This window comes from Hymenobacter jejuensis (assembly GCF_006337165.1).
In the GTDB taxonomy this organism is placed as follows: domain Bacteria; phylum Bacteroidota; class Bacteroidia; order Cytophagales; family Hymenobacteraceae; genus Hymenobacter; species Hymenobacter jejuensis.
Genome location: NZ_CP040896.1, coordinates 2,670,568 through 2,684,856, shown reverse-complemented (window position 1 = coordinate 2,684,856; position 14,289 = coordinate 2,670,568). Strand labels below are relative to the sequence as shown.

General features: G+C 55.8%; 5 protein-coding genes. All 5 read left to right on the top strand.

The window, feature by feature from the left end; all coding sequences use genetic code 11:
• Window positions 1–9 precede the first annotated feature (9 nt).
• The 5 genes from gatA to sov all read left to right on the top strand — a co-directional run bounded on the left by gatA (window position 10) and on the right by sov (window position 14,179).
• Window positions 10–1,449 (top strand): Asp-tRNA(Asn)/Glu-tRNA(Gln) amidotransferase subunit GatA, encoded by a 1,440-nt coding sequence (gene gatA, locus FHG12_RS11055; protein ID WP_139515782.1) that lies wholly within the window; start codon window positions 10–12, stop codon window positions 1,447–1,449.
• Window positions 1,449–3,485: a LysM peptidoglycan-binding domain-containing protein gene (locus FHG12_RS11050; protein ID WP_139515781.1), complete on the top strand. Its 2,037-nt coding sequence runs from the start codon at window positions 1,449–1,451 to the stop codon at window positions 3,483–3,485. The genes gatA and FHG12_RS11050 overlap by 1 nt, the downstream gene beginning before the upstream one ends.
• Before the next feature lie 166 nt (window positions 3,486–3,651).
• Window positions 3,652–5,922 carry an NADP-dependent malic enzyme gene (locus FHG12_RS11045; RefSeq protein ID WP_139515780.1) on the top strand — a complete coding sequence of 757 codons (2,271 nt, stop codon included), beginning with the start codon at window positions 3,652–3,654 and terminating at the stop codon, window positions 5,920–5,922.
• A gap of 190 nt (window positions 5,923–6,112) precedes the next feature.
• Window positions 6,113–6,718, top strand: coding sequence for a Holliday junction branch migration protein RuvA (ruvA, locus tag FHG12_RS11040; protein WP_139515779.1), 606 nt, complete (start codon window positions 6,113–6,115; stop codon window positions 6,716–6,718).
• A gap of 33 nt (window positions 6,719–6,751) precedes the next feature.
• Window positions 6,752–14,179, top strand: coding sequence for a T9SS outer membrane translocon Sov/SprA (sov, locus tag FHG12_RS11035; protein WP_230471092.1), 7,428 nt, complete (start codon window positions 6,752–6,754; stop codon window positions 14,177–14,179).
• Window positions 14,180–14,289: the final 110 nt, after the last annotated feature.

Sequence of the window (14,289 nt, the reverse complement as noted above, 5' to 3'; positions counted from 1 at the left end):
TTCTGTGATTTGAGACGCTTTAATTCTCTCACCGAAGTTCGTAACGAGCTGACGGCAGGCACCGTGACCTGTCGTCAGCTCGTGGAGTATTATCTGGATAACATCCAGAAGAAAAGCCATCTGAACGCTTTTCTGGAAGTATTTGCTGATGAGGCACTTATGCAGGCCGATGCTGTAGATACCAAGTTGGCTGCCGGTACCGCTGGCAAGCTTGCGGGTATGGTAGTTGGCCTCAAGGACGTGCTGGCTTACAAAGACCACTCTCTGCAAAGCAGCAGCCACATCCTCGATGGGTTTAAGTCGTTGTACACGGGTACGGCTGTGCAGCGCTTACTGGACGAAGACGCTATTATCATTGGGCGCCAGAACTGCGACGAATTCGCCATGGGGGCTTCCAATGAAACCTCTTACTTCGGACCAGCCCGCAACGAGATAGATCCCGACCGTGTTCCCGGTGGGTCATCGGGCGGGTCGGCAGTGGCCGTGCAAGCCGATCTGTGCCTAGCTTCTATCGGCTCCGATACGGGCGGCTCGGTGCGTCAGCCGGCAGCATTTTGCGGCATTGTTGGCTTCAAGCCTACTTATTCGCGCATTTCGCGCTATGGCTTGATCGCGTACGCTTCTTCTTTTGATCAGATAGGTACGCTGACGCGCTCGGTGGAAGATGCGGCTTTGCTGCTGGAAGTAATGGCGGGCGCTGACGATTTCGACAGCACAGCCAGCCAGCACCCCGTGCCGGCTTACAGCGAGCTGCTAACACCTGCCCCACACTACCGCATCGGCTACATCAGCGATTGTCTGGAGCGGCCCGGCTTAAATCCGGAGATCAAAGAAGCGACTGAAAGAGCGCTCGATTTGCTGCGTAGCCAAGGCCACGTAGTAGAAGCCGTCGACTTTCATCACCTCGACTACATCGTCCCGACGTATTACATTCTTACCACTGCGGAAGCCAGCTCCAACCTGAGCCGCTACGATGGGGTGAAGTTTGGCTACCGAGCTCCCGATGCCACCGACCTTGAGTCTTTGTATAAAAAGACACGAGCGCAGGGCTTTGGACCCGAGGTACAGAAGCGCATATTGCTGGGCACTTTTGTACTGTCGGCAGATTATTATGACGCTTATTATACTAAAGCTCAGCAAGTTCGTCGTTTGATTAAAGAGAAAACTGACGAACTCCTACGGCAATACGATTTTCTGGTGTTGCCCACCACGCCTACCACTGCGTTTCGCATTGGCGAAAACGAAAAAGATTCATTGGCTATTTACTTGGCTGACATTTTCACGGTGCAGGCTTCGTTGGCAGGTGTTCCGGCTATTTCGATTCCTGCGGGTGCCGATTCGAAAGGATTGCCCATTGGTTTACAAGTATTGAGCGGAGCCTTCCGCGAGGAGCATCTGTTGGCTTTTGCAAAATCAGTCACGGAATCACTTACACTAGCTATTCCCTGATGAAAAAGTTATTGTGGCGTGTCGCCGCTTCTTTTCTGCTTGTGAGCACCTTGTCGCCTCTTGCGCAGGCGCAGGTGCTTCCCGAACTGAATCCGAACGGTAGCCGCCTCAATGACGATACCACCCACGTACAGCTGGAGCTGCTACCCGATACACTGGTGGCTGCCCCCACCATCGATTCGCTAAAGATACGTTGGGCGCATACGCCCCCGGAACTGCGCGACTTGGTCGGTGACCGCATCAGTTGCTTCGAGACCGACGTGCCGCACCTATTCAACGGCACCGTGATGAGCTTTGTGGAGTACTTCACGAATCGCAATCGGGCGTATACGCAGCGTATCCTGGAACGTGAACACCTGTACTTCCCGCTATTCGAAACCTATTTAGCCAAATACAAGCTTCCGCAAGACCTTAAGTATCTGGCAGTTGTAGAATCGGCACTAGTGCCACAAGCACGCTCGCGCGTGGGTGCCGTGGGGTTGTGGCAATTTATGGGGCCAACTGCCAGCGACCTACGGTTGCGCCGCGATGAGTACATCGACGAGCGCATGAACCCTGAGAAGTCGACGGAAGCCGCCTGCAAGTATCTGCGCGACCTGTATCGCATGTTTGGCGACTGGGAGCTGGTAATGGCCGCGTACAACTACGGCTCCGGCAACATCATGAAAGCCATCCGGAAGGCGGGGGGCCAGCGCAATTTCTGGGCGATCTATCCGTACCTGCCTAAAGAAACCCGCAACTACGTGCCCACCTTCACGGCGGCCATGTACGCGATCAAGTATTCGCACGAGCACGGTTTGCACACCGAAACGATGCGCTACTTGTACCCCGAGCCCATGGACACGCTTGTCGTTTCGGGCCGCTCCTTGGACCTGCGCAAATTTTCGGCGCAGTTTGGCCTGGACTCCGCCGAAATTCAACGCCAGAATCCGGAAATCCGCAAGACCTTCCTGCCGGAATCTATTCGCAATTATGCGCTGAAAGTGCCGACCTGTGTTCGAAGCGAAATGGTCGTTTTCGACCGCTCTACGCTTCTTGATTTCTGCAAAGTGAGCGTGCCGCCACCCGCTCCTATTGCCCCCCGCCTTCCTTGGATGACGGATTTTAATTCGATCCAGACGGGCGTTGCAGTTACCGACAAGCCTAGGCCAGAAAGCGACAAGCTCCGCTATCGCCGCGTGCGGCATACCGTAAAACGCGGGGAGACCATAGCCGCCGTGGCCGAACGTTATGATGTGACGCCCGCGCAGATCTTGCGCTGGAACGAGTTGCGGCGCGGCAAGGCCCTCGTTCCACGCCAGCAACTTCTTGTACTTCTTCCCATTCGCGAAGCAGAAGCTCCTCGGACGGCTGTCGCGTCAGCTCGTAAGATTTATGTTCCGGCCAAGCTGCCGCTCCCAACTGCTAAGCCTTCTGTTGCCATGGCCGCGGCTCCGGTAGCCGAAAAACAGGAAGCAGAAACTAGCGCTGCCCGCAATACAGAATCGTTTGGTAATGAGCCAGTTATAATAAAGACAACTGCTTCAGCTAAACCTTCTAACAAAGCGCCCAAAGAAATAGCCAAATCGGTGGAAGTTGCTGAAGCAGACACCGACACTGCCGCAGCTACCGACGACACACTGCCCAAAAGCTATGTGGTTCGTAAAGGCGACATCCTGACCAAAATTGCGCGTGAGCACGGCGTAACCGTTGCGCAGATCATGGCCTGGAATAAGTTGGAAACGGAGAAAGTAGCACCCGGCCAACACCTAACATTCTACGTTGCCAGCAGCGACGAGGAAACCGCAATAGCGCAAGCTAGTGAGGTTACGCCACGCCGGACAACCCACGCGAAAGTAGCTAGCGCAACCCCCAAAAAGCCGGCGCCCGCCGCGCCGCCGGTTATCCGCAAAGTGCATTTGGTTCAGCCCGGTGATACGCTTTACAACATCTCTCGTCGCTACCAAGGCGTAACGGTAGAGCAGCTGCGCAAGCTAAATAACCTCAAGTCCGACAACGTCAAACCGGGCCAGAAACTGGTGATTGTGCAAGGGTAAGCCCCTATTTTTTCTGTTCTAGAAAGAGCCGCTTTCCTGCCCCGCGCCCCAAGGATGCGGGGCTTTTTTCTGCCCATTAAATGAAGCGTACCTTTGATCCCGCTCAAATTCGCGCCACCTTGCTTATTACAGCACCCCAGCGCTCCGTTCTTCCGCCCTCACTTCTATGCTTAAAATAAACAAAGAAGACGCCCTCAATTACCACTCGCAAAACCCCGCCGGCAAAATTGAGGTAGTGCCGACCAAACCCGTCAGTACCCAACTCGATTTGGCCCTTGCCTACTCGCCCGGCGTGGCCGAGCCCTGCAAAGCCATCGCGGCCAACAAAGACGACGTTTACAAATACACCGCCAAGGGCAACCTAGTAGGCGTGATTTCAAATGGTACCGCCGTATTGGGGCTGGGCAACATCGGCCCCGACGCGTCGAAACCGGTAATGGAAGGCAAAGGCGTGTTGTTCAAGAAGTTCGCGGGCATTGATTGCTTCGACATCGAGATCGACGCGACGGACCCCGACGAATTCATTCGCATTGTGAAGTCGCTGGAACCAACGTTTGGCGGCATCAACTTGGAAGACATCAAAGCCCCCGAATGCTTTCGCATCGAAACGGCACTGCGCGAGCAGATGAACATTCCGCTGATGCACGACGATCAGCACGGCACCGCCATTATTTCGTCGGCGGCGTTGCTGAATGCGCTGGAGATCGTCGAGAAGAATATCGACGCGGTGAAGGTAGTAGTAAGCGGTGCGGGCGCGGCGGCCATTTCGTGCCTGCGGCTGTACGTAGAGCTAGGACTGAAAATTGAGAACGTCGTAGTCTTCGACAAGGACGGCGTCATCAACCAGCACCGCACCGATTTGGCGCCGTTGCAGATGCAGTTTGCCACCGACCGCGCCGTCACTACATTGGCCGAAGCCATGGAAGGCGCCGACGTATTTGTGGGCCTTTCGGCGGCCAACGTGCTGCCGGCCGAACTGCTGCTGCGCATGGCCGACAACCCAATCGTGTTTGCCCTGGCCAACCCCGACCCGGAGATTGTGTACGAAGTTGCCATGGCGACTCGCCCCGACCTCATCATGGCTACGGGCCGCTCCGACCATCCTAACCAGGTCAATAACGTCCTGGGCTTCCCCTACATCTTCCGTGGGGCCTTGGATGTGCGCGCCACCGAAATCAACGAAGCTATGAAGCTGGCCGCGGTGAAAGCATTGGCTGAGCTGGCCAAGGATCCGGTGCCGGACATGGTAAACAAGGCTTACAGCGACAACACGCTGGCCTTTGGACGCAACTATTTGATACCCAAGCCTTTAGATCCAAGGCTTATCACCACCATTTCGCCGGCCGTCGCGCAGGCTGCCATCGAGAGCGGGGTAGCGCGACAGGTGATCACCGATTGGGCGGCCTACGAAGATGAATTGCGCAGCCGCTTGGGCGTCAACCAGAAGCTGATGAACCGCATCACCAGCGCTGCCAAATCGAACCCCAAGCGCGTGGTGTTTGCCGAAGGCGACAACTACAAGATTCTCAAAGCCGCCCAGATTCTGCGCGACGAAGGCATTGCGCACCCGATTCTGCTCGGCAATCAGGAGAAAATCAACACAATTGTCCGCGCTAATAGCCTCGACTTGGAAGGATGCACAATTATTGACATTCTGCAGGAAAACGAGAAACGCGAGGAATACGCTGAGCTGCTGTATCAAAAGCGCCAACGCCGTGGCATCACGCGCTACGAAGGCCGGCGGTTGTTGCGAGAACGCAATTACTACGGCTCGATGATGCTGGAAACCGGTGAGGCTGACGCCTTTATCACGGGTTTGAGCAAAGATTACGGCAAATCCATCATCCCATCGTTGCAGGTGATTGGGGTAGAAGAAGGTGTGCACCGCGTGGCGGGTATGTACATCATCCAACACAAAAAGGGGCCGTACTTTTTCGCCGATACCACCGTCAACATCGACCCTACGGCCGAGGAGATGGTAGACATCATTGGCTTGACAGCGCGGGGCGTGCGCTTTTTCGATACCGAGCCTCGCATTGCCGTGTTGAGCTATTCGAACTTCGGCTCCAACCCCGGCGCCCTGCCCGACAAAGCCCGGCGCGCTACTGAGCTAGCCAAAAAGCGCTACCCCGATCTGCTGCTTGATGGTGAGATGCAAGCCAACACGGCCCTCAATCCGCAGCTCTTGCGCGAGCATTACCCTTTTAGCGAGCTAGCGGAGAAAGGTGCCAACACCTTGATTTTCCCGAACGTAGCGACCGGCAACATTGCCTACAAAGTTCTGCAAGAAATAGGTGGTGCTGAGGTAATTGGCCCTGTGCTGATGGGCATGCGCAAGCCCGTACATATTCTGCAGTTGGGGGCTTCCGTCCGTGAAATCGTGAACATGGCCGCTATTGCCGTGGTCGATGCGCAGACTTATAATAAGCCGCTGTAGGGATTATCTTCCGCCACCATTGTAGACGACGCGCAAAAAGGCGAACTTTATAAAAGCCATATTTTTTAGCCAAGAATGCCAGTATTTTTGGGATAAAATACCAACGGCTGACGTTCTTCTTCCATCCCAACGATCTGCCTTTTGATCGTGTCATGACGGGCGTGTCTTGCGCGCTCCTATTTTGGTTTCTATGATCGCATACATCGACGGCAAACTAGCTTACAAAGATCCGACCCTCGCCATCGTGGACGTGAATGGAATTGGCTACGAAATCAAAATTTCGTTGGCCACCTATTCGAAGTTGCCGGTGGAGGAAGAAAAAATAAAACTCTTTACCTATCAGCACATTAAGGAAGATGCGCACACGCTCTACGGCTTTCTAGACCCAAACGAAAAAGCGCTGTTTATGCAGCTGATTTCGGTTTCGGGCATCGGGCCGGGCACGGGGATCATGATGGTTTCCTCCATGTCGGTCGGCGAGATTCGCCAAGCCATTGTGCAAGAGGACGTTCGCTCTATTCAGAGCATCAAAGGCGTAGGCCCGAAGACCGCGCAACGTGTGATTCTGGAACTGCGCGACAAGATGCGCAAGGACGAATTGCTGGCCAAAGCGGGCGTAGACACCGTCCCGTTGGCGCGGGCGCACAATACCAACCGCGCCGAAGCGTTAGCCGCATTAGTGACCTTGGGTTTTGCCCGCGCTGCCGCGGAAAAAACCCTGGACGCTATCCAACAACGCCATGGTAATGACCTGAGCGTGGAGGGATTAATTAAATTTGCTCTGAAGTCTCATTAGCATTTTTCGCTGCCTAGCGCTGTATTGTTACCCTTGAACTCCGGTAAGAAGTCCCTCACCGCCTCAGTCGTTATTGTCGCGTCGTTGCTGGCGTGGTGGTCGCAGGCTACAGCCGCAGCGGGAGCTCATCCATTTGCTTTTCAGCAACTATGGAAGTGGCTACCCGTGCCCGGTAAAGGGACCGCGCTACAAGTTGCGGCCGACACGCCCCGTACTGCACCCGCCGACACGACCAAATACCGACCCAGCCGCCGTCCAAAAGTAAACCCAGCCGACCGCGTGGGCAGTCCGTTTGCGCCTCAGCGTCGGCGCTCGCCGCTTATTCTGGGTTTGCCCTCGAACGTGCACCTCGACGTAACGCCCGACGATAGTCTGGCGAACTTCAACATCGAGGAAAAAATCGGGACGGATCTGGACTACCGCAACCCGAGTTTGATGACGTTTGAGGAGTACTCGCGGTGGCAGCAACAACAGGCCATTCGCAATTACTTCCGTGCCAAATCGGAAGGCGGCGTGGCCGGCGACGCCAACACGCCAGCCGCACAGCGCCTGATTCCGAAGATTTACTTAGGCCCGATGGCCGACCGGATTTTCGGGGGCAGCTACGTGGACATTCGCCCCCAGGGCGCGGTCACGATTCGGATGGGCGCGCGCTTCAACCGCAACTACAACCCTACCCTCACACTGCGTCAGCAGAAAGTAGGTGATTTTCAGTTCGACCAGAACATGAACGTCAACCTTACGGGCCAGGTGGGCGAGAAACTGCGGCTCACGTTCAACTACGACACCAAAGCCGCATTCGACTTCGAGAACAACATGAAGTTCGATTACACGGGCTTCGACACCGATATCATCCGCAAGATTGAGCTAGGCAACGTCAGCTTACCACTCAATAATTCGCTGATTCAGGGTGGGCAAAACTTGTTCGGCGTCAAAACGCAGCTGCAATTTGGCCGTTTGGCCGTCACGGCGGTGGCCAGTACCCTGCGCGGTACTTCCGACGAAGTGCGCGTACAAAACGGTGCCCAAAGCCGGCAGTTTGAAATAAAAGCCAGCCAATACGAACGCGACCGCCACTTCTTCCTGTCGCAGTTTTTCCGCGACCGCTACAACACGGTGCTGCGCAACTTGCCTACCGTGCAGTCGGGCGTGGAAATTCGGCGCCTGGAGGTATACGTCACGAATGACAACCGCACGACTGAGAACCTGCGCAATGTAGTGACACTCACGGACGTAGCCGAACCGACGCGCTTGTACCGCTCGCAGTTTCTGCTGCCGTCCGGACGTAACGCGGCGGCTACCAACGCTGCCAACTCCGAGCTTTCGGCCATCTTGGCCGGCGGCGCAACGGCACGCGGCGACCAAACCGTTGATGGGTACTTGACCAACAACCTGAAGCTGGTTAAGAACGTGGACTTTGAGCGGGTACGGGCCCGCAAGCTTGACCCGCGCGAGTACACCTTTAATGCGCAGCTAGGCTACCTGTCGCTGAATACGCAGCTACTGCCGGAACAGGTGCTAGGCGTGTCGTACGAGTATCTGTACAACGGGCAGGTGTACAAGGTGGGCGAAACGGTAGACGATTACGCCAACGTGCAGCAAGATCAGGTGATCTTCCTGAAGATGCTGAAGGCCACCAACCCCGGCGTGGGGTTGGTTGATTTAAATGACCCAAGCGTGAACAAGCAGAACGAAAACCTGCTGACCCGCAACTTGCCGACATGGGATTTGATGATGAAAAACATCTACTCCCTCAACGCCAACCAGATCAACCGCAACAACTTCCAGCTCCAGCTGCTCTACAAAGACGACGCAACGGGCGTAGACTTGATTTCGCTGAAGGAAGGCCAAAAGGTTAAGAATATTCCGCTCGTTCAGGTCTTGAACCTGGATAACGTAAACCCCAACAACGACCGGAACCCCGACGGCAACTTTGACTTTTTCTCGGGCATCACGATCGATCCGGAGCTGGGCAGGATCATTTTTCCGGTGGTGCAGCCCTTTGGCAATTACCTTCAACAGCAGTTTGTAGCCGGCACCGAGCAAAGCCTCATCGATAAGTACGTTTACCAAGAGCTCTACAACCAAACTCAAAGCGACGCCCAGCAGCGACAAGAAAAGGACAAGTTTTTCCTGCGGGGGCGCTACCAGGCCACGGCCACCGACGAGATTACGCTGCCCGGCTTTGGCATTGCGCAGGGCTCGGTGCGGGTTATGTCAGGGAGTACGTTGCTGGAAGAAGGCCGCGACTACCAGGTCTTCTACGACCAGGCAAAAGTTAAAGTACTCAACCCCAGCTACTTAAATTCAGCCAACGAACTACGCGTCACGTTCGAGAAAAACGCCGTGGTGCAGGTGCAACCTCGCCGCCTGGTGGGCACCCGCTTAGATTATCGTCTTAACGAAGACATCAACATCGGGGCCACTTATTTACATCTGCTTGAGAATCAAGCACCTGGCATAAACCGTGTCAACATTGGCGACGAGCCAGGCAATAACACGATTTATGGCTTCGACGTGAACATGCGTCGCGAGTCGCGGGCTATCACTAAGTATCTGGATGCCTTGCCACTTATTTCTACCAAAGAGCCGTCGTCGGTGGCATTCAGCGGAGAGTTTGCGCAGCTGGTGCCAGGCCGGTCGAAGCTGGGCAGCCGCGGAGAAAATGGCGTGTCGTACATCGACGACTTTGAAAACTCCCGCACGCCGTACTCGCTAGGCGGCACCAATTCGGCTACCACTTGGCGCTTGGCCTCCACGCCGTTGCCCATTGCCGGCAGCACCACCGACGGCCGCCCCTATGGCTACAACCGGGCGAAACTGGCGTGGTACACTGTCGATCAGACCTACTACACCAACGGCCCAAGCAAGCCGTCCAACATCAACGCCAACGACCTGCTGAATCACTACACGCGGGGCATTAAGCGAGACGAGATTTTCCCAAATCGCGATCTGGGTGCGACTGGCAACAGCTTTGAGTTTCCGCTTGATCTGGCATACTTTCCCAACGAACGCGGCCAGTACAACTATAACCCGCAGCTGCAAAACGACGGCAAGCATTTCCAGCTGAACACGCCCGCCGAGAATGCCCGGCACTACGGTGGCATCAGCCGTGAAATCAGCTTCGATACGGACTTCGACAATGCCAACGTCGAGTACATCGAGTTCTGGATGATGGACCCGTTCATCAACTCGCCGCGGGGTGCTATTGAAGATCCGGACGCGACGCAGCCGGTTAAGCCCAACACCACAGGTGGCGACTTGTACTTCAACCTCGGCAACGTGTCGGAAGACGTGCTGAAGGATGCCAACGTGCACGAGTTTGAAAACGGCCTGCCCGACGGTGCCAGCATCCGCGACCCCGACGATGTGCGGCCAACCGTGTGGGGCCGTGCTACCAAACAACAGTTTTTGACCGACGCTTTCAGCACTGCGCCCGGCGGCCGGGCACTGCAAGACATTGGCCTCGACGGCATTGATGATAATGCGGAAACCCAGTTTTTCGGCGCGATTTACGGCGCGGACCCTTCTGCCGATGACTTCGTGCACCACCTCGACGCGGGCTACACGCAGCGCAACGTCAAGATTTTGGGCCGTTATAAGCAGTACAACGGCATGGAAGGCAACTCACAAGAGAACAGCCAGCAGAGCTCGTCCGCTTTCCCCGACAAAGAAGACCTCAACCGCGACAACGTAATCACCGACACCGAGCGCTATTACGAATACCGCGTGCAGCTCCGCCCTGGCCAATTGGCCGTTGGGCAAAACTACATTGTGGATAAGGTCACGAAATCGGTAAATGGCGACCAAGTTTCGTGGTACCAGTTCCGCATTCCGATTCGGCAATACTCGGCGGTGCGCGGCACTCCCGACGGCCAACCGTTTGGCTTCAAGTCGATACGGTTTGTGCGCATGTACCTCACGCAGTGGCAGGAGCCGGTGGTGCTGCGCATTGTGCAGCCACAGTTTGTGGCCAACCAGTGGCGCCGTTTCCTGAGCACCATCGCGGAGCCGAACAAGCCCAACGTCAACACCGATACCGATGCCGAAGCCTTCGACATTTCGACGGTCAGCATCGAAGAAAACGGAGCTACAGCGTCTGGCTCGTCAGCCATCCCGTATGTGCTGCCACCCAACATCGAGCGAGACCGCGAATACGGCTCCAGCACCATCAACCGCCAGCAAAACGAGCAATCGCTGCGCATGTGCGTGCAGGGGCTGCGCGATGGCTACGGCAAGGCCGCCTATAAGAACTTGACTATCAATATGTTGCGCTACAAGCAACTACGGATGTTCTTGCACGCCGAAAGCGAAGACCGGAGCGTGCGCGATGGGCAGGTAAACGGCTTTATCCGCATCGGTACTGACTATACCCAGAACTACTACGAATACTCGCTGCCCCTCCAGATTACGGCGCCCGGCGGTGGCGTGCGGGCCGTAGAGGAAGTGTGGCCCACGCAAAACCAAGTAGACGTAAAGTTTCAGGATTTTATCGACGCGAAGGCTGAACGCAACCAAGCACACTGGCCGCTCAACGTGCCGTATATCAAAACCATCACGGCGCAAAACGGCGTGAAGGCCACGATTACCATCCTTGGCAACCCCGATTTTAGCGCCGTTCAGGGCGTGATGATTGGCGTTTTCAACCCATCCGACGACGGCGTGGAGAAGTCGCTTTGCTTGTGGTCGGATGAATTCCGGGTGTTTGATTTTGACCGCGAGACGGGTTGGGCCGCCACGGCTCGCTTCAATGCCAAGCTCGCTGACCTAGCTAACGTAACGGCGACGGGCAGCTACATTTCCACGGGCTTCGGCGGCCTACAAGACCGCTTGCAGCAGCGCTCACTCGACAACGTGGCCCGCGGCGATCTCAATGCGACGGTGGCGGCCGAGAAGTTTTTCCCCGAAAAATTGGGCCTGCGCGTACCGGTATTGGTGCAAGCGGGCATCGAGAGCCGCGCGCCCAAATACGACCCGCTCGACCCGGATACGAAGCTTACCCAGTCGCTGCAAAAGTTTGATTCAGAGACTGAGAAATCAAACTACCGCAAGGAAGTCATCGACCAGACCAGCCAGCGCAGCATCAGCGTGTTGAATGTTCGGAAGGAGCGCACCAACCCCGAAAAGAAAGTGCGGCCTTATGATATTGAGAACTTTGCGCTCAGCTATGCGCTCACCGAACGCCTCCACACCGACATCCGCACGGACCGCGATTACACCCGAACCTATACGGGTGCACTGGCCTACATCTACCAGACGACGCCGAAAAACTATACCCCGCTGGCCAACTTGAAGGCGCTGGATTCGCCTTATCTCAAGTTCCTGCAAGAGATCAACTTCACGCCGCTGCCCAGCCGGTTCTCGTTCCGAGCCGACCTTGACCGGCGCTATAACGAGTTGTTCTTGCAGCGCACGCTCGAACCTGGTCAGGTGCCTGTGACCGACGGCATTGCGGGTGTATTTCAGAAGAGCTTCTTTATCAACCGCATCTACGACATGCAGTGGGATCTGACCAAGAACCTGCGTTTGGACTACACGGCTACCAACCGCGGAGTGGTGGACGAAGGCCCCGGCCGCACCATTGGCAGCGATGCCATTGCGCGCAACAACCGCCAGCAGCTGCGCCACAACCTCGGCCGCGGCGGCCGTACCACCAATTTCAACCAGACCATTGGCATCACGTATCGTCTGCCCTTGGACAAGTTTCCGCTCACGGATTGGCTATCAGCCGATACGCGCTACCAAGCCAATTACAGCTGGCAGGCGGCTTCCACAGCGTTGCGCGCTGACCTCAACGACTCCACTACCGTGGACGTGAAGTTGGGCAACACCATTCAGAATAACGGTGAGTTGAGCGCCAACGGAAAGATTGATTTGGTGAAGCTTTACAACAAAGTGCGCTTCCTCAACATCATCAACAACGCTCCGCCGCCCGCTCCCAAGCCTAAGGACGGCCAGAAGGGTCCACCTGATCTCGTCAACGGGCAGCCTGTCGCCCCTACCGATACCACCAAAGGCCCGCAGCTGCGCGTGCTGAAAGCCATCCTGCGCTCTCTAATGACAGCGCGCTCCTTGGACTTTACTTACACCCGCAGCAACGGCACGCTGCTTCCGGGTTATTTGCCTGGCACTCAATTCTTTGGCTTGAGTGATAATTTCAGCGCACCGGGTGTGCCATTCATCCTGGGCCGGCAGTATGACCTGGATGCCCTCTACGATCGCGCGGCTGGCCGGGGCTGGTATACCCAGCGCAGCGACCTGCTGAATACGCCCATTAGCTCGTTGCTGACCGAAAACCTGGCGCTACGCACAGCTTTGCAGCCCTTCCGCGACTTCAACATTCAGCTTGACGGACGCCGTCAGTTGGTGCGCAACCGTGAAGTGTTTTACCGCCGCGAAGTAAATCTGGAAACGCTGGAACCTTATCCCGACGGCCGACTGGCACCACGACAGCCTTTGGGCTCGGGATCGTTTAGCACTTCGTTCGTTTCCATTCAAACGCTTTTCGGCGACCGTAGCGCCAACGGCAACATCTCCAAATCCTTCGACCGCTTCGTGCAGAACCGGGCCCTTATCCGCGACCGCCTTGCCGCGGATAACCCAAATCCTGGCACGTACGGATACAATTCGCAGGATGTGCTGCTTCCCGCCTTCCTCGATGCGTATCGCGGCAGGTCGTCGAGCGGCTACAAATCGGAGAAGTTTAAGCCGTTTGCGCTTCTGCCCGTTCCCAACTGGAACATCACCTATAACGGGTTGGCAGAGTTGCCTTTTGTTAAGCGTTATTTCCGGAGCATCGCCCTTACTCACGCGTACTCATCCACTTACAACATAGCCAGTTACAACACAGCTACGGTGTATAACCGGGAGCCACAAGGCCTGTCGGAGCTGGTGAATACGTCCAATCAGTTTATCCCGTATTACATCATCGGGCAAGTGAGTATTGTAGAGCGTTTGGCACCGTTGATTGGCATCAACTTCACTACGCTCGAAAAGACGACCGGACGCGTGGAATATCGCACCGAACGCAATGTGGCCCTCAACACCACCAACGCCCAAGTGACGGAATTGCACACGCAGGAGCTGGTGATTGGTTTTGGCTACGCGACCAACCGGTTGCAGCTGCCGTTCAAGATTGGCGGGGAACAGCGCATTCTGCGCAACGAACTCAACGCCCGCCTCGATCTTTCCATCCGCGACAACACCATCATCCAGCGCACCATTCAGGACGTCGTTGATCCGGGTGGCACGGCGCAGGCCAGTCCCGGCCGGGCAGCCAGCCAAACCACCAACGGCTCGCGCCAAGTCCAGATTCGTCCTACCATCGACTACATCCTGAACCAGCGCCTTAATCTGCAATTCTTCTTTACCCGCACCGTCACGGAGCCACGCGTAAGCAACTCGTTTAAGAACGCTGCGACCGAAGGCGGCATCCAATTGCGCTATAGCCTTTCGCAGTAGTATATTTACAATTAACTGATTATCAATAAGTTGTAAATAAAAAACCAAGTAACAATTAACATAGTAAGCAGCAGGCAGTTAGGAATTTAACCGGGCGATGGTTGACCCGT